The 21,728-nt window shown below is 43.2% G+C and carries 18 protein-coding genes; 6 read left to right on the top strand and 12 right to left on the bottom strand.

Translation table 11 applies throughout. The features are described from left to right. Window positions 1-18: 18 nt before the first annotated feature. Complete coding sequence (gene fabG / locus V1225_RS05635; protein WP_338547753.1) at window positions 19-741, bottom strand: 3-oxoacyl-ACP reductase FabG; 723 nt, start codon at window positions 739-741, stop codon at window positions 19-21. Window positions 742-1,097: 356 nt separating this feature from the next. On the opposite strand from fabG, the gene V1225_RS05630 reads away from it, so the two are divergent. Then, complete coding sequence (locus V1225_RS05630) at window positions 1,098-2,255, top strand: cation:proton antiporter (protein ID WP_160203011.1); 1,158 nt, start codon at window positions 1,098-1,100, stop codon at window positions 2,253-2,255. Window positions 2,256-2,445: 190 nt separating this feature from the next. After that, a complete protein-coding gene (locus tag V1225_RS05625) occupies window positions 2,446-2,811 on the top strand; it encodes a helix-turn-helix transcriptional regulator (protein WP_160203002.1) in 366 nt (121 codons plus the stop codon). A 68-nt stretch (window positions 2,812-2,879) separates the two neighbouring features. Here V1225_RS05625 and V1225_RS05620 read toward each other — a convergent pair whose 3' ends face one another. Further along, window positions 2,880-3,074, bottom strand: coding sequence for a hypothetical protein (locus V1225_RS05620; RefSeq protein ID WP_160203001.1), 195 nt, complete (start codon window positions 3,072-3,074; stop codon window positions 2,880-2,882). A gap of 217 nt (window positions 3,075-3,291) precedes the next feature. Here V1225_RS05620 and V1225_RS05615 point away from each other — a divergent pair, with 217 nt between their 5' ends. Then, window positions 3,292-3,942 (top strand): phosphoribosyltransferase family protein, encoded by a 651-nt coding sequence (locus V1225_RS05615; RefSeq protein ID WP_160203000.1) that lies wholly within the window; start codon window positions 3,292-3,294, stop codon window positions 3,940-3,942. Between the two features lie 622 nt (window positions 3,943-4,564). Here V1225_RS05615 and V1225_RS05610 read toward each other — a convergent pair. The 9 genes from V1225_RS05610 to mscL all read right to left on the bottom strand — a co-directional run bounded on the left by V1225_RS05610 (window position 4,565) and on the right by mscL (window position 14,441). Next, window positions 4,565-5,758 (bottom strand): pyridoxal phosphate-dependent aminotransferase, encoded by a 1,194-nt coding sequence (locus V1225_RS05610; protein ID WP_160203179.1) that lies wholly within the window; start codon window positions 5,756-5,758, stop codon window positions 4,565-4,567. A gap of 758 nt (window positions 5,759-6,516) precedes the next feature. Beyond that, a complete protein-coding gene (locus tag V1225_RS05605) occupies window positions 6,517-7,704 on the bottom strand; it encodes a M20 family metallopeptidase (RefSeq protein WP_251616390.1) in 1,188 nt (395 codons plus the stop codon). A 19-nt stretch (window positions 7,705-7,723) separates the two neighbouring features. After that, window positions 7,724-9,235: an AbgT family transporter gene (locus V1225_RS05600; RefSeq protein WP_251616387.1), complete on the bottom strand. Its 1,512-nt coding sequence runs from the start codon at window positions 9,233-9,235 to the stop codon at window positions 7,724-7,726. 177 nt (window positions 9,236-9,412) lie between these two features. Then, a complete protein-coding gene (gene mutY / locus V1225_RS05595; protein WP_338547752.1) occupies window positions 9,413-10,447 on the bottom strand; it encodes an A/G-specific adenine glycosylase in 1,035 nt (344 codons plus the stop codon). 5 nt (window positions 10,448-10,452) lie between these two features. Next, the gene (locus tag V1225_RS05590) at window positions 10,453-11,382 is read right to left on the bottom strand and encodes a SufD family Fe-S cluster assembly protein (protein WP_251616381.1); all 930 of its coding nucleotides are present in this window, start codon (window positions 11,380-11,382) and stop codon (window positions 10,453-10,455) included. Window positions 11,383-11,385: 3 nt separating this feature from the next. Then, window positions 11,386-12,108: an ATP-binding cassette domain-containing protein gene (locus V1225_RS05585; protein WP_160203184.1), complete on the bottom strand. Its 723-nt coding sequence runs from the start codon at window positions 12,106-12,108 to the stop codon at window positions 11,386-11,388. Window positions 12,109-12,254: 146 nt separating this feature from the next. Next, window positions 12,255-12,557, bottom strand: coding sequence for a DUF1805 domain-containing protein (locus tag V1225_RS05580; RefSeq protein WP_201759613.1), 303 nt, complete (start codon window positions 12,555-12,557; stop codon window positions 12,255-12,257). 50 nt (window positions 12,558-12,607) lie between these two features. Beyond that, the gene (locus V1225_RS05575) at window positions 12,608-13,957 is read right to left on the bottom strand and encodes a replication-associated recombination protein A (protein WP_161908922.1); all 1,350 of its coding nucleotides are present in this window, start codon (window positions 13,955-13,957) and stop codon (window positions 12,608-12,610) included. Between the two features lies 1 nt (window position 13,958). After that, window positions 13,959-14,441 (bottom strand): large-conductance mechanosensitive channel protein MscL, encoded by a 483-nt coding sequence (mscL, locus tag V1225_RS05570; protein WP_160203186.1) that lies wholly within the window; start codon window positions 14,439-14,441, stop codon window positions 13,959-13,961. A gap of 610 nt (window positions 14,442-15,051) precedes the next feature. Between mscL and V1225_RS05565 the strand changes: the two genes are divergently transcribed. Beyond that, window positions 15,052-16,320, top strand: a complete 1,269-nt coding sequence (locus V1225_RS05565; RefSeq protein ID WP_338547751.1) for a M18 family aminopeptidase — start codon at window positions 15,052-15,054, stop codon at window positions 16,318-16,320. Window positions 16,321-16,410: 90 nt separating this feature from the next. On the opposite strand, the gene V1225_RS05560 is transcribed toward V1225_RS05565, so the two are convergent. Beyond that, the gene (locus V1225_RS05560; RefSeq protein WP_338547750.1) at window positions 16,411-17,385 is read right to left on the bottom strand and encodes a lysine exporter LysO family protein; all 975 of its coding nucleotides are present in this window, start codon (window positions 17,383-17,385) and stop codon (window positions 16,411-16,413) included. A 312-nt stretch (window positions 17,386-17,697) separates the two neighbouring features. On the opposite strand from V1225_RS05560, the gene V1225_RS05555 reads away from it, so the two are divergent. Together V1225_RS05555 and V1225_RS05550 are read left to right on the top strand one after the other, a co-directional pair. Beyond that, window positions 17,698-20,280 carry a fibronectin type III domain-containing protein gene (locus V1225_RS05555; protein WP_338547749.1) on the top strand — a complete coding sequence of 861 codons (2,583 nt, stop codon included), beginning with the start codon at window positions 17,698-17,700 and terminating at the stop codon, window positions 20,278-20,280. Window positions 20,281-20,648: 368 nt separating this feature from the next. Next, complete coding sequence (locus tag V1225_RS05550) at window positions 20,649-21,728, top strand: site-specific integrase (RefSeq protein WP_338547748.1); 1,080 nt, start codon at window positions 20,649-20,651, stop codon at window positions 21,726-21,728.

The following is a 21,728-nucleotide window of genomic DNA, read 5'->3' as shown; positions in this document are numbered from 1 at the left end:
AGTATATCACAGTCTTTTTCAGATGTAAAACCCCCCGTTGACAGCAAGAACCTGTCCTGTTATATAGGAAGCTTCTTCTGAGGCTAAAAACACAGCCGCCTTTGCCACCTCATCGGCGTCACCAATTTTTCCCATAGGGATTTCCTCTGTCAGCGCCTGCAGGGTATCCTCTCCGCAAATGCGACTCATATCGGTATCGATAACCCCCGGCGCAATGCAGTTGACTCTAACGCCAGAAGGTGCGACTTCCTTGGCAAGACTCTTTGCAAATCCGATAACTGCGGCCTTGGTAGTGGAATACGCCACTTCACAGGAGCCACCAGTCTGTCCCCAAACAGAGGAAATCATCACGATACTTCCCTGCTGCCTTTCTATCATGGTTGGAAGTATTTGGCTGGTCACTGAGATTGTTCCGTATAAGTTGGTATCCATAATCTCCTTCCACTGCTTCTGCGTTGTATCTGTGAACAGCCCCGTGATGCTAATTCCTGCATTACATATCAGCACATCGAAATAAGGCACTTCCAGATACATGCGGGCTGCCCGCACACCTTCGGAAACCTGCTGACTGTCAGATACATCGCAACAAATGCCTACAGCACCTGTCTCTTCGCTGACCTCCTTTGCTTTGTCATCTCTCTCTTTATAAAGGAAGGCAACTTTATATCCGCTCTCCATAAACGCTCTTACCATAGCAGCGCCGATTCCCCTGGAGCCTCCCGTAATCAAAACCGATTTCATCTTGGACCTCTTTTCTGTTCTCATAAGTTTCATAGGCAAACCTGTTTCTTTGCAAAAAAACATTGGGACTTGCCCAATGTTTTTTCTTTGCTTATATTTCTGGCGCATAGTATTAACTATAATCTTAGAAACTAATTCCGAGATTCTCAGATTATTTTCATCTATATTCTACTACAACTTTTTCCACTTGTCAAAGAATTTTCAGATATTATTTCTGTTTTTTTGAAAATTTTTCCGGATTTTTCTTTTGAAACTTAAGTTTTTGCCTTTTAAGCAAAAAGTTCCATTTACAAAATGCTTGGTTGGTGTTAGAGTAGTCTAGTGAAAATTTTTATAGAATGATTGAGGTATTTATTATGACTAGCTATTACTTCCTTTTGGCCGTTGCCATTATCATTTTGTCAACGAAGTTTTTGGGCGGCCTTTCAGAAAAGGTTAACATGCCCCAGGTTGTGGGCGCGCTGGTTGCCGGTGTTATCCTCGGACCATCGGTACTTGGCGTTGTAACAGAAACCAATTTTCTTGCGGAAACCGCCGAAATCGGTGTTATTTTACTGATGTTTATGGCAGGTCTTGATACAGATATTAACGAAATCAAGAAAAACAGCGTTTCCATGCTGTGTATTGCAGCCATGGGTGTGATTCTGCCGCTCATCGGCGGCGCTGCCTGCTACTATTTCTATTTTCATGTAGATTCATCCGACTTTAATGAAGTGCTAAAGTGCGTATTCATGGGTGTCATTCTAACTGCAACTTCTGTAAGTATTACAGTAGAAGCACTCCGTGAAATGGGTAAGCTGAACGGTCCTGTTGGTAGTGCTATTCTGGGTGCTGCAGTGCTTGACGATATCATCGGTATCATCATTTTAACCATCGTATCCAGCCTGAAAGATCCGTCGGTAAGCATTATCTCCATTTTAATCAAAATCGCACTATATATCGTTCTCATGGCTGTGCTTGCCGTTATTCTTAAAACTGCCAGACCAAAAGTTGACGATTTAAAAGACAAACGCAGAGTTTGCATCTACGTAATGGCGCTCATTCTGCTCGTCGCATTTATTACAGAACAGTATTTTGGAATCGCTGATATCACTGGTGCATACCTGCTGGGGCTTTTAATGTCTACCTTTGAGATTAAATCCTATATTGCAAAAAAACTTACCGTTCCAAGCTATCTCTTTTTCTCTCCGATCTTCTTCGCAAGTATCGGAATCAAAACAGAGCTTTCCGGTATGACAATATCCATGTTGATTTTCTCTGTGCTGCTCCTTCTTGTAGCTGTTCTGACAAAGATTCTCGGCTGCGGACTGGGTGCACGAATCTGCAAATTTAGCACCAGCGATTCTTTCCATATTGGTATCGGCATGGTGTCCAGAGGTGAAGTCGCACTGATTGTTGCACAAAAAGGCTACAACATGGGACTTCTCAGCGGCTATTTATTCTCACCAATCGTATTGGTAGTTATCGTTACTACCATTATTACGCCGGTGCTTTTGAAAAAATTCATGAAATAACACCTTAATTACTGTAAATGCTGCAAAGCCCGCTGGGTACATCCCCTGCGGGCTTTGCAATTGTAATTGTATTTTTTTAAAAACATGCGGAATTTTGTCTAAAAACGTCAAAACTTGAAACTTTTTTGCCCTGTGACGTACTCTATTATTATGTAACACTTTTTAGAATTTAATAGGAGGACTATACCACATGGATAAAAAAATGCAGCAGTGTATAGCGAATAATTTAAGGTATCTCAGGGATTATTATGACTACACACAGGAAGACGTAGCCGCCCTTTTACATATTTCTCGTACGACTTACGGAATACTGGAAAGCGGAACTAAAAATATGCGCACAGATTTACTTGTAAGACTGGCACGGGTTTATCAGGTGCCTGTCGACCTTCTCATGGAACAAAACTACGAAAAGTTTGCAAGGAGTGTCGCCCTTTCCGATGCTCATAATTCCGATGTATCAGAACTGCTGTACCTATATCGTAAGCTTTCCCCTTTCTCCCAAGGCTGTCTCATTGAAAAAGCAGCCATTCTGCTGATGGACGAGAAAGTAAAATAAGAGCCAATAGAAAACAACCGGGCGAAGGTGGTGGTAATCTGCCAAATCCGGTTGTTTTCTATTACTCTCTATTTTTTCTTTGGCAGCGCAAGTATCATTACGAGGGTGGAAACTGCCATAACTGCTGCCAGAATGCCCAGCAGCGGAAACGCTGTCGTCTCTGACTGATTTACCCCTAATACAATCAGATAGCAAAGCCCCAATATCCCGCTGATTAAATTGACGGTCAGCGCACCGCAAGCCAGCTTGCTGTGATTTCTCATCCTTATCAATCCCCCTTTGTACCTACATTATATAATCCGTCTGTTTCCCTTTCCATAGCTGCCGCTTACAATCCCCTTACAAAATCGTAAGTTTCGACATTTTTTATCATAGAAAGGGGTTTATTTACAGCAAAAAATCCTGTATAATAAATTTTAATGCAGAAAACCGATAAAAGGTCTCTGTAAAGAATACAACTTATAGCAGAAAGGAAACGCTATGCGATATCAACCACCTTATTTTGATTTTGAGATTTGCGGAGTAAAGAGAAAACTTCCTTTTGTAAAAATAAAAGAAGACATGGCTCTTGCCAGCTTTTGTATCGTTTCTGACACAGAACTGGTACAGGCTGTTGCGCCTGAACTTGCAAAAAAACTGCCGGAATTTGATGTACTTTTAACTGCTGAAGCTAAAGGAATCATTCTAACCTATGAGCTCAGCAGAATTCTAGGTCACAAGGACTTTGTCGTAGCAAGGAAAAGCAACAAACCATATATGCAGAATGTGCTGGAAGCCAATGTTTACTCCATCACCACCCAGAAAAAACAGACCCTTTACATGGACGGTTGCGATGTAGATAAGATTCGCGGCAAGAGAGTTGCGATTATAGACGACGTCATTGCTACCGGGGAATCGCTGAACGCACTGGAAACTTTGGCAAAGGAAGCTGGAGCCGAAATCGTGTGCCGTGCAGCAGTTCTTGCTGAGCTTGACTCGGTTTACAGAGATGATATCATCTTCTTAAAAGAACACTATGTCTTTACACCAAACGAAGACGGCACCTTTACCCCGATTGAAAGCCCTATGAAAAAAGCAGCAAAAGCAAAAGAAGCAGAAACTGAAATTTCAGTTTCCACATTCCGAAACTAAATGATTAACGGATAATTAAAAGACGTGTATCGGTGAATCTTGTGCGCGTCTTTTTATTGTCTGAGGACAACAAGATTCCCACGCACCCGTTTGAAGCAGTAAGTCCTAGGTTTGTGTACGGGAGTAAGCTTAACAAAAAGAGAATGGGGATGTGTCGATGATTTGCGCGCCATATTTGACCTTGATTTCTGTATACATGGCGCAGACCTGTGAAAAAGTGCCATATATAAAAGCTTTTTAAGAAAAAATGGCGGCTGCAGAAAGAAATGCAGACAGAAAGTCGGAAAAACTTTGGCACTCTACAGTAAAATATCAAAAAGGTAGGTATCAGGCAGCAGGTGCGCGCCAGTTTTTCAGAAAATGAATTCAAATATGGCGTTTGGCGAGTGGCTGGCGCCATGTATACAAAAAAACGCTTAGAATATGGCGTTTTCCAGGGAGTGAACGCCAGATATACAAAAAAATCCTGAGATTATGGCGCGCCGGTTTCTCCGCAGCATGAACTGCCGCATACCAAATCCCAGCATTTGACCTGAATCCTTTTTCGCTCTAATACTACTTTTACGGCAAAGAGACTGTCTACGCTTGAGACAGTCCCTTTCTCTATTATCTCGATGTACAATTAATCTAAATTGTATTCCTTTGCCAACTCTGCAAATCTAGGCAGGGAATTCATAATCTTTTCGCGGGATACGCAGTATGCCATTCTCACATAGCCTGGGCCTGCAAAAGAACTTCCCGGCACTAACAGAAGATTATGTTTCTTTGCCGCTGCTACAAATTCCTTTTCGTTCTTTACAGGGGACTTCATCCACAGGTAAAATGCACCTTCCGGCTTGGTGCATTCAAATCCCAGCGCAGTCAGACCGCCGTAGAGCGCTTTTGCATTTTCTTCGTAGTAGGAAACATCGCACTGAGCGTCAACACACCTTGCGATAACCAGCTGCATTAAAGACGGCGCGTTGGTGAAACCGCCCAGACGGTTAGCAACAGTTACAGCCTGAATAAATTCTTCAGCACCGTCGGATTCGTCAGGAATTACAACATAACCGATACGTTCACCTGGAAGTGACAGGGATTTACTGTAGGAATATGCCACAACAGTATTATCGTAGTATTTTGTCATATACGGTACATCTACACCGCCAAATGCCAGTTCTCTGTACGGCTCATCAGAAAGCAGGTAAATTACTGTTCCATATTCTTCCTGCTTTTTCTTTAAAATATCAGCAATGCCCTTTACAATTTCCTCCGGATATACTGCACCTGTTGGATTGTTCGGATTGTTAACGATAACAGCCTTGGTCTTAGGGGTAATTTTGGCTTCAAATTCATCCAGTTTTGGCATAAATCCGCCTTCAGGATTTGGAGAAACTGCAACAGTTACGCCGCCGTAAGTCTTAATATAGTTGCCGTACTCAAGGAAATATGGTGCAAACACGATTACTTCTTCACCCTCATTGAGCATCGTTCTGAGCAAAATATTCAAAGCACTCCCTGCTCCGACAGTCATAATGATATTATTTTCTGTAAAGCTTGTGCCGAAACGCCGGTTCAAATTGCCTGCTACAGCAGCTCTGGTTTCTGGAAAACCTGCATTACTCATATAGCCATGTACATACAGCGGATCATCATTTTGGATAATATCTATGATTGCTTCTTTTACTTCCTCTGGCGCTGGAACGCTAGGGTTACCTACGCTGAAATCAAAAACATTTTCAGGACCAAATTCTTCTGCCATTCGCTTTCCTTCTTCAAACATAGCTCTTACAACAGAGCTTCCTTCTACAAAAGGAACCATTTTCTTTGAAATCATGTTTCTCTACCTGCCTTTCTTCTATCAAAACACTTTTCTTTCTCCTAAAATACTTATATTTTACTCCAAGTTCGTTAGAATTTCAAACAAAATTTCAGATTATTTCAAAACTCTTTCATGCTTTATCGCTGCTATGCGCTGACTTCGCTTTGAGCAAGTTTCCAGTACAGCCTGCTTTACCGAAAATCCGCACTAATCCGCACTTTAGATACGATTCCTTCACGCCATGTTTTAATTCTATTTTTGTATACAAGGCACAGACATATGGGAAAGTGCCATATAACGAGAAGTTTTGAGAAAACCCGGCGTCCATAAAAGAAAAAGTCGCCGGATAGTCAGTAAGTTTCCAGCATCCTGTGTCAAAATGTTAAAAAACTGGCTTTAGGAGCAAACCGTACGCCAGTTTTCTAGAGAATGAGCTCAAACATGGCGTTTGGCAGCAGCGGAACGCCGTGTATACGAAAAAGCATTTAAAACATGGCACTTTATAAGGGTGATGCGCCATGTATACAGAAAAGTCCCGGGATTATGGCACACGACTTCTCGACGATACGAAGCAGTTACATGAATCGGCAGCACGAACCAGTCGCGTCAGGATAGTACAATCACCAGCACCTACCGGCAGTACCGACAAAAACAGTATCGACAAAGGCGATACTGACAAAGGAAAGGATAAAGAAACAAAATCACGCACATCGCCTATAGAGAAAATGCCGTATCAGGAAAATCCCCCGATACGGCATAATTTACTCAATTTTTTATTTTCTTGTCTCTTCAAATTCCTTCCATGCAGCTTTGCGGAAATCTTCGTTGAGAAGATATTCACAGGCAACTACGGTTAAACCTTTGGCTGCCAGCATCATACCGTCAAAGCCCTGCTGCGAGCCTGCTGCCTTGCAGAAAGGTTCTGTGTGGCAAGCGATGTCACTAGGACCCATTTTGAAGTAGGATCCAAGGGTCGGACACACGTAGGTGATGTCACCTACGTCCCATGCAAAGTTTCTGGAATCTGTCTGGGTATAGCTTTCTCCAATGCTGTCCAAATACTGTGCCAAAACCAGCCCCATCTGATGATTGGATTTGGTATCTTTCATCGGGTTTGGAACAACTTCCCAGTCGTAAGTGCAGCCTGTTACCAAGCAAGCCGCTTCCGCACAGTTACGCAGATTCTGCACAACTCTGTCAAGATGCGGAGATGTGTCGGAACGAAGACTGAATTCCAGTCCACAGCTGTCAGGAATGGTGTTGGAAACCAGTCCTCCGTCGGTTACAATGCCGCTGATGACATCGCAAGGACGGTTCTGCTGTCGGATTGCATTCATGTTGCTCATGCAAAGCATGCCGGCAGTCAGTGCATTTTTGCCAAGCACCGGATCGCCTCCTGCATGAACGCCATATCCGTGGAAGTGCAGCTTTACAGTGGTTGCAGCCACCAGATTTCTCTCGATGACAGTTTCTCCCTCACCGTGGGCTGTGAATACGCAGTCCACATCGCTGAAAATGCCTTCGTTTACCATAACCGCTTTAGTTCCGTAGTTAGGAACAGTTCCTTCTTCAGCCGGCGCGCCGATGACACGGACTTCGCCTCCCAGTTCCTCCTGAATTTTGCTTAGGGTAATTGCGCCGCCTACAGCGGAGCAGCAGAACAGGTTATGGCCGCAGGCATGTCCGATTTTTGGAAGTGCGTCATACTCTGCAACATATGCGATAACAGGTCCCGGTTTTCCAGATTTTTTCACCGCGGAAAAAGCAGTTTCCATGCCTAAAAGATTTCTTTCTACAGTAAAACCGTTTTCAGAAAGCATATCAGTAAGCAGCTTCGAAGCCTTAAACTCCTGATGTCCCAGCTCCGGGTTTTCCCAGATGGTTCTGCTCATAGCAGTCAGCGCCTGTCTGCGGCTTTCCAGTTCCTCGGTGATTTTTCCAATATATTTTTCAGCTAACATGATTTCTCCTTACGTGAAATTACATGAAGATGGTTGCGCCAGGTCCAAGAGGCAGTCCCAGAACGTACCATACTACAATCAGTACAACCCAGGTCAGACCAATGGTGATTGCCATCGGCAGCATGGTTGCGATAATAGAACCCAGACCAGATTTCTTGTCATATTTCAGCGCAGTCATGATGATAAACGGCATAAATGGCTCAAGCGGTGAGATGGAGTTAGTTACAGAGTCAGCGATACGGAATGCTGCCTGCGTAAATGCCGGTGAAAAGTTCATCTTCATGAACATCGGTACAAAGATCGGTGCCATCAGCGCCCATTTTGCAGATGCACTGCCGATTACAAAGTTAATCAGCATAGTAATACCGATAAATGCCAAGATGAGAGGAATACCGGTCAAGTTGGTGCTGCTTAAAAATTCAGAGCCCTTTACTGACAGATATAATCCCAGATTGGACTGTGAAAATGCTTTTACAAACTGACCTGCAAAGAAGCACAGTACGATAAATCCAGCCAGACCGGACATGGATTTGCCCCACATATTTACTACATCTGCAGATTTTTTGATTGCCTTGGTGCGAATACCATAAACAATGCCCGGTACCAGGAAGAAAACAGTCAGAATTGGAATCATGCTGCTCATAAACGGTGACTGAATAACGCCGCCGTCTTCTCCACGGAGAATGCCGTTTGTCGGCACAATGGTAATTGCAACCACAATAAGATAAATTAAAACAGAGATACCCGCCCATTTCAGTCCGGATTTTTCTTCTGCTGTTACTGCAGAAAGTGTGGTATCTTCTACAGTACCATCTCCGTCTTCAGCTTTGTATTCGCCCAAACGAGGCTCCACCACTTTTTCTAAAACAATAGTACCTGTGATAGTCAAAACAACGGTAGATACTGCCATGAAGTACCAGTTTACAGTCGGATTTACCAGATAGTTCGGGTCGTAAATCTGTGCTGCATCCTGGGTGATACCGGCAAGCAGAATATCTGTCTGCGTGATTAACAGGTTTGCAGAAAGACCTGCAGCTACGCCGGCAAAACCAGCAGCAAGACCTGCAATCGGGTGTCTTCCCATACCCTTAAAAATCATAGCGCCAAGAGGCGGGATAATGACGAATGTTGCAGAGCCAGCCAAACTTCCCATAATACCTACAAACAGTACTACAGCAGTTACAAGTACTTTCGGCGCACCTGCAATAGAAGATTTGATTACAGTGGTTACAAGCCCTGTTTCTTCAGCAATACCGATACCCAGCATAGCTACCAGGGTCATACCCAGCGGGCTGAAAGTTACAAAGTTTTCAACCATAGACTGCAGCAGCCAAATCAGACCTTCTTTGCTCATCAGGTTCATGATATACTGCTCTTCACCGGTGTTTGGATGTGGAAATACAATATTACCGCAAAGACCGGAAATGACGAATACTACGATCGTCAGAATGATGAAAATGTAAACGGGATGAGGCAGCTTGTTTCCGAAGCGCTCAATACCGTTCCAAATTCCGCGTTTCTTCTCGTTCATTTTTTACTCCTTTGGTTACATCATTTCTTTTGTTAAACAAATTAACTTAACGCAATAAAAGCAGGCATATCAAATGCTGGTGCATTCTGACATGCCACACACGTTCTCTATGATACCGCAAAACCTTACAAAATTCTAGTAAATTTTTTATTTTTTTCATATAAAAACTTTACTACTTTACTTCAAGAAATATCCAAAAGCTGTCGGCAGCGGTATTTCTGCAGCTAACTGCGCATCGCTTGCCCACTGGAAAATTTTCGGCATTTTTTCCACTGCAATAAAATAACCTGTCATATGCCACTCTACATGGGTAAATACATGGCAGTAATCGGTACTGCGCAAAAGATTCTTCGGCGCACAGCCCCAGCGTTCCACTTGCTCTATGGCTTGGGCGGCGGTCAGCCTTTTCTCTACATTAGGCAACTGATACAGTCCCGCTAAAAGACCTGTTTCAGCACGCCTGCAAACAGCCGTTCCTAAAGGCGCCTGCAGGATAAAAACAGTCATGTCCACTTTTCTTCTTGCCTTTTTCTTCGCTTTCACAGGTAGTGCAGCTGCTGTACCTGTGGCTTTCGCTTCGCAGTAGGCGTTCACCGGACAGATTTCACACTTTGGTGCGCCTGCCGGTCCGCAGATAAGCGCCCCAAGCTCGATGAGTCCCTGCGTAAAATCGCCGCAGTCTTTTTCTGGATAAAGGGAGGACAGGTAAGCAGTAATCCGCTTCTTCAGCCCGGCATTTAAAATATCCGTATCGTCGTTATTTAAACGGCTCATCACCCGCAGCACATTGCCGTCCACAGCTGCGGTCTTCTGATTAAAGCATATGGATGCAATTGCCCCTGCCGTGTAATCTCCAATGCCCGGAAGGGCTTTAATAGCATCAAACTCCTGCGGAAAAATACCGCCCATCTGCGCTTCTATCTGCTGGGCGGCTTTATGCATGTTTCGGATTCGATTGTAATATCCAAGACCCTGCCAAAGTTTCAGCAAGGTCTCTTCCTCCGCAGCTGCAAGATCAGAAATGGTCGGCAGCGCCCTCATAAAGCGCAGATAATATTCCCGTACTGCTTCCACTCTGGTCTGCTGCAGCATAATCTCAGAAACCCAGATATGATATGGTTCTTTGTCTTCTCGCCAAGGCAAATCTCTGCGATTTTCGCGGTACCATGTCATCAGCGTTTCTGTAAAAGTTTTATCGATTCGTTTCACCATTTTGTTTAACCGTTTGCTCTTAAAAATCCTTCGATAATCTGCTGTTCTGCTTCTTCCTCAGTAAGTCCCAGAGTTCTCAGCTTCAAAATCTGCTCGCCTGCCACTTTGCCGATAGCTGCCTCATGGATCAGTTCTGCATCAAGGTGACCGGCATAAAGCTCGGGCGCCGCATTAACTCTGCCTTTTCCTACGAGAATTGCGTCACATTCGGAGTGACCTGTACAGCGGTTGTTGCCTTTTATCTTGGAATGATATTCCTGATAGGAATTGCCCTTTGCGACAGAGCGGGAAATCAAATCAATGGCGCTGTCTTCGCCATTCATATCCACATCAAAATCTGTCATGACGTATTCGTCTCCGTCTGTCATCAGACTTTCGTGAATCAAAAGCTTCGCCCGGTCCCCAAGGCTTCCTGTGGTAGTTCTGACGGAATGATCCACACCACCCAGCTGAATGGTGTTCATCTCAAGCACAGCGTCCTCAGCAAGTTCCACATGGGTTACCGGACTGATTTTCTTCTGCCCGGTTCCTTCTCCGGTTCCCAGATGCTTTTCTTCATAAAGAACTTTAGCACCTCTTTCCAGATAGAAGCTATGAATACCGTTGTGTGCAGCTTCCCCTTCATCGTCGGTATGCACACCGCAGCCTGCTACAATCACTACATCAGCACCTTCACCAACGTGAAAATCATTATATACAAGGTCACTCACGTTACCGCGAGTCACACAGGCAGGAATGAAAACCTTCTCTCCTTTGGTGCCTGCTTTGATGTAAATATCAATACCGCTGCCGTCAGCCTTACCCTCAATCTGAATGTTGTCGGTGGACTGTCTGCCTGCACAGCCGCCGTTTTCTCTGATGTTGAATGCCCCTGTATAGCCTCCCTCTGTATAATCAGAGACTGCTTTTAAAAGTTCTTCTGTCAGCTTGTCCATCTTTTACCACTCCTTTCCAATCGGGCAGATGCCGGCTTTTTCACCTGCCAAAAGCTGCGGCATAATTTCCTGGCTCGGACCTGAAATGCGAACTTTTCCGTCCACAATTACCGCAATTTCATCTGCAATCTCAAGAAGACGCTCCTGATGGGAAATAACCAGAAGAGCCTTATCCTGTTCTTTTTTAAGATCCTCAAAGGTCTCAATGAGTCCTGTAAAGCTCCACAGGTCAATACCTGCCTCCGGCTCGTCGAAAATAAGCACCTTGCTGTCTCTTCGCGCCAGTACGGAAGCAATTTCGATTCTTTTGATTTCACCGCCTGAAAGGCTGGCATTGATTTCTCTATCGATATAATCCTTGGTGCAAAGCCCCACCTTCGCCATCAGCTGACAGACATTCTCATCGCCAACGTCTCCGCCTGCTGCCAAATCAAGAAGAGAACGCACGGTAATCCCCTTAAATCTGACCGGCTGCTGAAAAGCATAGCTGATACCAAGCTTCGCTCGTTCTGTAATATCTTTCTCCGTAATATCTATATCTCCAAGGCTGATTCTGCCGCTGCTGACCTGATTCAGACCCGCAATAACCTTCGCAAGGGAAGTCTTGCCGCCTCCATTTGGACCAGTAACTACAGTCAGTTTCCCCGGTTTTAGCTGCAAATCAATTCCTTTGAGAACCGCATCTCTGCCATCCGGTTTCCAGCACACATTCTCAAGTGTTAGCATGTTGTTCCTCCAAAAAACTTAATAATTGTTACATACTTTTCTATTTTATACCATTTACAGCAGAATTGAAACCTTTTTCTCTCGAAAACGCCGCGAAAAAACACCTCCCGCCTGCACTGCATAAAAGAGGTGTTAGATACTAAAAGTTATGCGTTTAATTTTGCTACCGCTTCAGCGCCTGTCATACCGACCTCAACGCCCAGCTCCGCAGCCTTTGCAGAAACCGCCTTTACCGGATTTGCCAGCGTCTCCTCAAAACAGCTGCCGCCTACAATTGCAGCAGCGTCCCCAAAGGACTCAGCCGCCGGCAGATTGAGATAGCCGCACATTACATATCCCTTCCTGCAAGGAATCAAAAGCATATTCGGATGTCCTTCTCCGCCAGGGGCAACAACTCGCAGTCCCTGAACAGATTGTCCGTTTACGTTTAACATTTCAACTTCTATCATTTCCATTTTCCTCCTGTATGGTATTCTTCTGGATTTATTATACTGCCCCTTTACTCGGAAGTAAAGAGCCTCTTCTCTTCTCGTTTCTTCTGTTTCCATTCCTCAATCTGAGAAAGCCGCTCCTTTACCAGCTTTTCTCTGCCCTGGGTCGTCGGCTGATAATACTGTCTTCCTTTCAGTGAATCCGGCAGGCAAGTCATAACAGTCAGCTTTTCTTCTGTGTCATGGGCATATTCATATCCTTTTCCGTAGTCTAGTTCCTTCATCAGGCTGGTCGGTGCATTGCAAAGGTGCAGCGGCACCGGCTCTGCCGGCATATTCTTTACATCTTTCTTACACGCTTCGCAGGCTTTGTAAAGAGCGTTGGATTTGCTCGCCATGGAAAGATACACCACAGCATGGGTCAAGTGCACATCACACTCTGGCATGCCCAGAAAGTGGCAAGCCTGATAAGCCGCGACTGCTATCTGTAGTGCTGCAGAATCTGCCATACCTACATCCTCGCTGGCAAAGCGCACCAGTCTGCGCGCGATATACAGCGGATCCTCTCCGCCATCCAGCATCCTGCAAAGCCAATACACCGCAGCGTCCGGGTCGCTGTTTCGCATGGATTTGTGAAGCGCTGAAATCAGATTATAGTGTTCCTCTCCATTTTTATCGTATAACAACGATCTGCGATTCATGCATTCGGAAAGCACTGAATCAGTCACATGAACTGTGCCATTTTCGTCAATTTCACCGTTGAGCACCGCCATCTCCAACGTATTCAGCGCTGTTCTTGCATCCCCATTGGAAAACCTGGCAATAACCGAAAGATCCCCTTCCGTAATATCAACATCCATATTTCCAAAACCCTTTTCGCTGGTAATGGCATGCTGCAGAAGTCCTGTCAGATCCTCTTCGCCAAGAGCTTTCATCACAAAGACCTTGCATCTTGATAAAAGCGCAGAATTAATTTCAAAGGATGGATTTTCCGTCGTTGCACCAACTAGTATGATACTGCCCTTTTCCACATAAGGAAGAAACGCATCCTGCTGCGCCTTATTGAACCTATGGATTTCGTCCGCAAAGAGCAGTGTGCGAATCCCCATACGCCGGGACTCTTCGGCTCGTCCCATAACCGCTTTGATTTCTTTGATTCCGCTGGTTACCGCACTGAACTCCACAAAGTTCGCCTTGGTTTGCTTTGCGATAATCCTTGCAAGAGTGGTTTTTCCCACACCCGGTGGCCCCCAGAAAATCATCGAAGAAATCTGATCCTTGTCTATGAGCTGGCGTAAGATTTTCCCTTTTCCAATCAGGTGCTGCTGCCCCACATACTCGTCCAGAGTTTCTGGTCTGAGACGGCTTGCCAGCGGCGCAACTTCGGGTCTATTGTCAAAAATTGTAATCTGTTCCATACTAATTCTCTTCCGTCTGCTTTGCTTTCAGCAAATCCCTAATTTCTACAAGAAGCTCCTCCTGGGTTGGTCCCTTCGGTGCCTTCTCTTCGGCTTCTTTTGCAGCTGCTCTCGTAAATGTCGCTGTCACTTTTGCCGCAACCTTCACCATGGCAAAAATACACACACCGATAATCAAAAAATCGATGATATTCTGTATGAAACTTCCATAAAGAATCGCTGTTTCCGGTGTTACGACAGCGCCGGCAGCGTCCAGCTCAGCTTCCTTTATCACCCACTTTAAATCTGAAAAAGAGATTGTACCTGTAATCGCTCCTAGCGCCGGCATAAGGATATCGTTTACAAGAGATGTTACGATTTTCCCAAAAGCACCTCCGATAATCACGCCAACAGCCATATCAATGATATTTCCTTTTAAGATAAAGGCTTTAAATTCGCTGACTGTGCTGCCTACAGTGCCTGTCAATTTGTTTTTCTTCTCCATAAAGTTTTCCTCTGCTGTTCTTTTCTTTTGCATCGTTCATCGTTTTTTTACGATATTATTTGAAATTCATCTTATTTTAGCATATTTTGATAAACACGGCAACCGGTTCCCTACTGTGCATCTCAACCTAAAATCCTGTTTTCAAGAAAAAGTGTATAACATTTTTGTTCTGTACTTTTATGCAGCTCGCATTTGGCGTAAGATCTCATATAAAATCACCAAATTCTTACGTAAAATGCAGTATTTCTACAGAAAATCAAGGGTAAATCCTATCTGAAGCCCGGGGTATCACACCTATTGATGATGCAATTTGACTTCAGTTATACACTTTTTTTGTATTTTCTATTTCTCGGTTAAGATTCGTCTCCCCCAGTTATACATATTTTATCGAAAATCGTAATTTGGGTTGAAATCATTTGTTCATGCGCCAGACGCACAGCATTCGCAGACTTTCTAATTTTTGAAAACGTTTTTACCCCCCTCTTTCCTGCCACACGCACTGAAATCTTATCCTTGACAGAACAACATTCCAAAGCTAGTATATTCTTGATAAAAACCTGTGCGTAACCGCAGGTTTTTATCAAGAACACATTATGGGAGGCAATTTGTTATGTATAGAAAAATATCTGAAGAATTGCTGGCATTTCTAAACGCCAGCCCCAGTTGTTTCCATGCTGTAAAGAACATGGCAGACACACTGGAATCCAAAGGCTTTACCAAGCTTTGCGAAGAGGAAAAATGGGCACTTGCCCCGGGTGGCAGCTATTTTGTCACACGAAATGACTCGTCTATCATCGCATTTACCATTCCGATAGGCGGCATCAACAGCTTTCGTATTATGGCAAGCCACAGCGACTCTCCTACTTTTAAGGTGAAAGAAAACCCTGAAATTACAATAGAAAACCACTATACCAGGCTCAATGTGGAGCGCTACGGCGGCATGATTTACAGTTCGTGGTTGGATCGCCCGCTTTCCGTTGCCGGTCGTATCATCATAAAGGATGGCGATAAATTCATAACAAAACTGGTAAACATTGACCGTGACCTGCTGTTGATTCCAAATCTTGCCATTCACATGAACAGGGAGGTTAACAGCGGATACAAGTACAATCCGCAAAAGGATCTGCTTCCACTCTATGCTGCTTCTCCAGCTGAGGGTTCTTTCATGGAGTTGATTGCAGAAGCTGCAGGTGTACAGGCAGAAGATATTCTCGGTCACGATTTATTCCTTTACAACAGACAGCAAGGCACCATCTGGGGCGCCAATAACGAATTCATTTCCAGCGCCAAACTGGATGATTTACAGTGTGCCTTTGCGTCATTACAAGGATTTTTGCAAGGAAAAAAAGAAAAGCATGCTGCAATTCACTGCGTCTTCGATAATGAAGAGGTCGGCAGCGAAACCAAACAAGGCGCAGCTTCTACCTTCCTGAAAGACACTCTAGCTCGCATTTGCGAAGGGCTCTCCATGAGCCATGAGGATTATCTGGTTGCTATTGCAAAGAGTTTTCTCGTCTCCGCCGACAATGCGCACGCAGTGCATCCAGCCCATGGAGACAAAGCTGATCCAACCAACCGTCCTTATATAAATAAAGGCATCGTCATCAAGTATAACGGTGACCAAAAGTACTGCACTGATGCGGTTTCCTCCGCCATGTTCAAGGATTTATGCAAAGTCTGCAGCGTGCCTGTTCAGTCCTTCGCAAATCGATCCGACATGGCTGGCGGCTCCACGCTGGGCAATATCTCCACCTCTCAGGTTGCACTGAACTCCGTTGACATCGGTCTGCCTCAGCTGGCAATGCATTCCCCTTATGAAACCGGCGGTATCAAAGATACTGCAGACTTGGTTCAAGTGGCTGCTGCACTGTTTGCATAAGATATAGCAAAGAAAAAGCTTTCGTTCCTTAACTGTTTAATCATGTCAGTTAAGGAAGCGAAAGCTTTTAATTTTTTATGATGTAATAAATCATGCCAGAAGCTGGGTACCCATAGGAAGCCACAGTGGTACCACAAAGGTCAGAATAGTTCCGCTGATGAGTGCCACCATGGAAAGTTCCGGACCCACATAGCGACTGACGGGCACTAGCATGGAATCCATACAACCAGCAGCACCTGAGGCTATGGGGCTACCTTTGCTGATTCTGATAAGAACCGGTAGCAGTGCCACAGTCAGTACATCCCGCAGAATGTTTACAATAAATCCATAAGTTCCGGCCTCAATGCCAAAAGTATCCGTCATCGCTGCACCGGTCAGGCTGTAATAGCCCATGCCGCTTGCCGAAAGCACCGCCCAGTTTGTCGGCACGCTCAGCACCGCGCCTGCCAGCATTCCCCCGAACAGACAGCCTGCAAAAATCCCTGTGGGCATCAATAGCACTCGAAATCCCAATCGACGAATATAGCTAAACACACTTTTGTTGGACGCAAGACTCACCCCAACGCCTGTATAAAGAAAAATCAGACAGCCAGTCAACATTGCATCTAACAGGTATTCCTGTATATTCTGCATAAAAAATCTGCCAGCAATCATGCCTACTGCAATGCACGCAGGCATGATAACAATCAAAGGTGAAAAGCTACTTCTTCCTTTAGACTTCGATTCGCTTCCAGAAGCAGTATCCGATGCTATAGAAGCCCCTTTTTCCATATGAAGCTGCAGACGAATTTTTTCAAGAGGCATGATTGTCTTTTCTAAAAGTACTGTGACCACCACACTGCAAGCCACTGCGCTTAGAGAAATGAGGAAGCAGTTGATCCCAATCCGATTCAAATTATCCATGACCTCTTCACTGGTTCCGATGTTGATTCCAATTACAACCATCAGCAAAAATAAAGCCAGATTTGTCAGGTAATCTATGTACTGAAGAATTTTTTCGGGCAGCCCGCGCCAGTTAATCGCGGCACCTAAAGCAAGACAGATAAAGGGAATATAGACGTTCATGCTGCTGACCTCTCTTTCTTTTGTTTCTTTTCTAAATATTATACGTTTGTCCAGCGTAGAAGTCGATTGCTTTTTTGCAATCATATAGAATTGCTAAATAATTTGTGATTCCCCTTATATTATGCGCTTAATCATAAACCGCTGTTCTCTATTTCAAATTTCTTTGTTTACAAAGAAATCATATCATTCAAAACTCGCTTCATCACTTTTTCAAGTTCATTGTGAACTATCATTTCATTTATGAGTTTTGCGCAAAAAGGCGTATAACTATAATCTTAAAAAAAGAACAAAAAAGAGGGAGGAATTCTTAAAATGAAGAAATTTTTAACAGTGCTTCTTGCATTGTCAGTTGTCTTCACTTATAGCTTCAGTGCTGTTGGCTCTGTTTTTGCAGCTACACCTAGCGAAGCAACCGCTGCTGCGGCTGCTGCAAAAGAAGAGGCTAAAACAGCGGCTGAATCCGCTTTAAAAACTCTGGCTTATGCAAATGGCAACTTAGCTTTTATTGGCGATGAGGCATATGCAGGCGCATCTGTCGTAAGTAAGACCGCTGTAGATCAGGCTGCTGCAGATCTTCAGGCTGAAATCAATAGAGAAATTCAGAAAGCTGCAGATGCTACTGTTACTGGTGATTCCAGTGCACAGACAATTGAACAGGTAAAGACTGCATACTATGCAGATGCAGACACTTATTTAAATAAGTTGTTTGACGAAAACGGTGGTGACTATGCTTATACTAAAGTTTATGCAAAGCAGGCGGTAATTGACAAAGCTGCTGCATTAGCAAAGCTGAATGCTGTTGTTTCTGCGAACTACTACGATGCTGATAAGGCTGCTGTAGAAGCAGCAGTGAAAGCAGCTAAAGACGTGATTGATCCGCTGACAGGCGTTGCTGCTGATTTAAGCACAATCAGTACTGCAATGACTACTTTTGATACTGAGTTTGCAAAGTATAAGACAAAGGCAGATATCGATAAGGCTGTTGCAGATGCTAAGGCTGCTGCAATTAAAACCCTGAACGAAAAAGCAGATACTTTTAAAGAAAATGAAATCAAAAGATTGACTGCGGAGATTGAAGCTGATGATGCTACTCCGGCTCAGATTACAGAAGCAAAAACTTTACTGAACAGATTGAATGCAAACATCACTGCTGTTATCAATCTGCGTACAAATGAAATTAATGCAGTTACAGTTGATAAGTCTGCTGACTTAGAGACTGCTGTAAAGACTACCATTCCTGGTAAAGTTGGTTCTGACTTTGATGACGACGATGCATTTTATGAGACTGTAAGCGGTTTAGGCGGAGTTTCCTACTTAAAGGATTACGCTGCAACAAAGGCTGCTGCTTTCAAAACAGAGTTAGGTACTGATGGCACTATCAAATACTATGCTGCTACAGTTGATGAAGCTCTGAAGACTGTAACTGATAAAGTTGCTAGCTTAGAGATTACTACTGTAAAGGGCGTTGATGAAGCATTTGATACCGCTTTAGCTGGTAAAACTAAGAAAGAATTAGACGAAGCTTTAGCTGCAACAAAAACAACTAAGAAAGCCGCAGTTGATGCTTTACTGAATGGTAGAACTTTCTCCGGCGAAAGAAAAGACAAGGTTGATACACTTGTAAAAGAAGCAAAAGATGCAATCGATGCCGCAGCTGATGAAGCAGCTATGGATAAGATTATCGAAGACGTTACAGCTAAACTTGCAGCTGTACTTGATGATAGTCAGATTGCAGCCTTAAAGGCAAAAGTAGATACTGAATATGCAGCTCCATATAAGGCTTTAATTGATGGCTATGTTGATTCTCTTATCGCAAAGAATGGTGCTGAAAAATACGATGCGGCTACACAGAAAGCTGGTATCGAAGCAAAAGTAAAAGAATACTACTATGATTTAGTACTGGCAAAAGAAGATAAAGATTTAACTAATGCTGCAGTAAAATCTATCCTGGCACAGAACTATTCTGGTGCTGTAGCTGTTGCTGAAAAGAATCTGGTAGCGAAAGATACATTAGCTGCTGCTGAAAAAGCAATCAATGATCAGTTAGATGCTTTAGATTACACTGTAAATGCAGAAACAACTCCAAAAATCTTGGCAGCTTATGAAGCTTACAAGAACTACAAAGAGTTAAACGGCAGCAATGATGCTAACGTAAACAAGAGCAAGTTAGACTACCTGGTAGGTCAGGTTGTAGCTGCAGAAAGAAAAGTAATTACAGATAAGATTACTGCAATCACCAATAAGACTGCATTCACTTTAGATGATATTGCAGCATTAGAGGAATTGAAGAAAGAAGCAGAAGCATTCAACGCAAAATACGCTGAATATCCTGGTTTCACTGAAATTGCAGATCCAACTACAGATGCAACTACAGTAACTAAGATTGCAACTGCGCGTTATCAGGATGCAATTGCTAAGATTAACGCAATCCCTGCTGACTTAACATTTGCTGATAAGGCTGCTGTAGAAGCTGCAAGAGCTGCTTATGATGCTTTAACTGAAGCACAGAAGGTTGCACTGAACAACTCCTTCATCACTAAGCTGGTTGCTGCTGAAACAAAGCTGGAAGTATTAGAAATTGCTGCTGTAGAAGGTCTGAAGATTACTGCATCTTCTACTGCTGCAAAAGGTTCTATCACAGTTAAATGGACAGTAAAGGGTGACACTTCTGCTGCTGACGGATTCGAAGTATTCAGATCTGTAAAGAAGAACAGCGGATTCACTAACAAAGCATTCTACACTACTGATAACAATGCTAAGAGATCTTACAAGAACACTAAGTCCCTGAAGAAAGGAACTAGATACTACTACAAAGTAAGAGCTTACAAAGTATTAGCTGATGGAACTAAGATTTACTCTGACTGGTCCAGCAAGGCTTACAGAATTGCTAAATAATGAGTGTAACACCCTAAAAAGCAAATATAAACCTTAAATAAAAGAGTCGGTTATCCGGCTCTTTTATTATGTCACTAATACGAACAAAATGCCCATAATATGGATATTTTTGTGTATGGTTTCTTTTTTTTGCATAATTATAAATAAACCTGATTTATAATCACTATATGAGTTGGCTTATCTTTATCCTTGAAATTTCAAGTATTTACTCTTTTGAATTTTAGTACTAAAATAGTACTTATTCGCCTATTTTTTCCAACAATTATCGCAGAATTTTATATTGACTTTGAGAATAGGTTTGATATATTTTGGGCTTAATTTAAGGTATAGAGGAAAACTTTGAGCATTAATTTATGGGAGGAATGGATATGCCAGCATATAAAAATCAGAATGGAACTTGGTATGTTTCTTTTTACTATAGAGATATGAATGGTAAAAACGTAAAAAAGAAAAAAACAGGATTTAGCACGAAAAAAGAAGCACTGAAATGGGAGCGCCATTTTATAGAAACAAAGTCAGGCACGTTAAATATAACCTTTGCGGCCTTTGTAAATGTATATGCGCAGGATATGAAGCCAAGACTTCGTCATAATACATGGTTGACGAAAGAACATATTATTGAACAGAAATTGGTTCCATATTTTTCAGAGCGAGCAATGTCTGATATCACTGCAGCTGATATTGTAAAGTGGCAAAACATTATGATCAGTTATCGAGATGAAAAGGGCAAAGGATATGCAGATACTTATTTGCGAACGATTCAAAATCAGTTGAGCGCTATTTTTAATCATGCGGTCAGATTCTATAATCTAAAGAGTAATCCGGTTAGAAAAGCTGGCGCCTTAGGACGGGAAAAGTCCCGTGAAATACAAATATGGACCAAAGAAGATTATTTTAAGTTTTCAGCAGCCGTTCGTGATACGCCGGAAACCTTTTATGCTTTCGAACTTCTGTATTGGTGTGGACTACGTATTGGTGAACTGCTTGCACTTACGGGAAAAGATTTTGATTTTGAAAAGCATACACTATCTATTAATAAATCCTATCAAAGACTTGAACGGAAAGATTATATTACAGCGCCAAAAACTGAAAAGAGTAATCGAATTATTACGATGCCTAAATTTTTATCTGATGCACTATATAAATATCTGCGCAAAAGGAGACGACTTCATTCTGGAAAACGACTCTTTACTATGTCAAGAAATTTTTTACATACGGAGATGCGAAGAGGCGCACAAATGGCTGGAGTACATAAAATAAGAATTCACGATCTTAGACATTCACATGTATCACTTCTAATTGCAATGGGCTTTACCCCGGTCGATATTGCGGGCAGACTTGGACATGAAAGCATCGACATTACACTGCATTACGCCCATATGTTTCCCACCCGACAAAACGAAATGGCGGAGCGATTGAATTTGGAATTTAACGATGTGAAGCACTAG

The organism is Emergencia sp. JLR.KK010 (genome assembly GCF_037018265.1).
Lineage (GTDB): Bacteria > Bacillota > Clostridia > Peptostreptococcales > Anaerovoracaceae > Senimuribacter > Senimuribacter intestinalis.
This window is presented reverse-complemented; position numbering and strand designations above follow the sequence as displayed.

Excerpts from the sequence above, each read along its gene's own strand:
- V1225_RS05565 (WP_338547751.1), top strand. The coding sequence starts at position 15,052 with ATGTATAGAAAAATATCTGAAGAATTGCTGGCATTTCTAAACGCCAGC.
- mscL (WP_160203186.1), bottom strand. The coding sequence starts at position 14,441 with ATGGAGAAGAAAAACAAATTGACAGGCACTGTAGGCAGCACAGTCAGC.
- V1225_RS05605 (WP_251616390.1), bottom strand. The coding sequence starts at position 7,704 with ATGTTAGCTGAAAAATATATTGGAAAAATCACCGAGGAACTGGAAAGC.
- V1225_RS05620 (WP_160203001.1), bottom strand. The coding sequence starts at position 3,074 with ATGAGAAATCACAGCAAGCTGGCTTGCGGTGCGCTGACCGTCAATTTA.
- fabG (WP_338547753.1), bottom strand. The coding sequence starts at position 741 with ATGAAATCGGTTTTGATTACGGGAGGCTCCAGGGGAATCGGCGCTGCT.
- V1225_RS05590 (WP_251616381.1), bottom strand. The coding sequence starts at position 11,382 with ATGGACAAGCTGACAGAAGAACTTTTAAAAGCAGTCTCTGATTATACA.
- V1225_RS05610 (WP_160203179.1), bottom strand. The coding sequence starts at position 5,758 with ATGATTTCAAAGAAAATGGTTCCTTTTGTAGAAGGAAGCTCTGTTGTA.
- V1225_RS05555 (WP_338547749.1), top strand. The coding sequence starts at position 17,698 with ATGAAGAAATTTTTAACAGTGCTTCTTGCATTGTCAGTTGTCTTCACT.
- V1225_RS05580 (WP_201759613.1), bottom strand. The coding sequence starts at position 12,557 with ATGATAGAAGTTGAAATGTTAAACGTAAACGGACAATCTGTTCAGGGA.
- V1225_RS05630 (WP_160203011.1), top strand. The coding sequence starts at position 1,098 with ATGACTAGCTATTACTTCCTTTTGGCCGTTGCCATTATCATTTTGTCA.
- V1225_RS05600 (WP_251616387.1), bottom strand. The coding sequence starts at position 9,235 with ATGAACGAGAAGAAACGCGGAATTTGGAACGGTATTGAGCGCTTCGGA.
- V1225_RS05625 (WP_160203002.1), top strand. The coding sequence starts at position 2,446 with ATGGATAAAAAAATGCAGCAGTGTATAGCGAATAATTTAAGGTATCTC.
- V1225_RS05575 (WP_161908922.1), bottom strand. The coding sequence starts at position 13,957 with ATGGAACAGATTACAATTTTTGACAATAGACCCGAAGTTGCGCCGCTG.
- mutY (WP_338547752.1), bottom strand. The coding sequence starts at position 10,447 with ATGGTGAAACGAATCGATAAAACTTTTACAGAAACGCTGATGACATGG.
- V1225_RS05560 (WP_338547750.1), bottom strand. The coding sequence starts at position 17,385 with ATGAACGTCTATATTCCCTTTATCTGTCTTGCTTTAGGTGCCGCGATT.
- V1225_RS05550 (WP_338547748.1), top strand. The coding sequence starts at position 20,649 with ATGCCAGCATATAAAAATCAGAATGGAACTTGGTATGTTTCTTTTTAC.
- V1225_RS05615 (WP_160203000.1), top strand. The coding sequence starts at position 3,292 with ATGCGATATCAACCACCTTATTTTGATTTTGAGATTTGCGGAGTAAAG.
- V1225_RS05585 (WP_160203184.1), bottom strand. The coding sequence starts at position 12,108 with ATGCTAACACTTGAGAATGTGTGCTGGAAACCGGATGGCAGAGATGCG.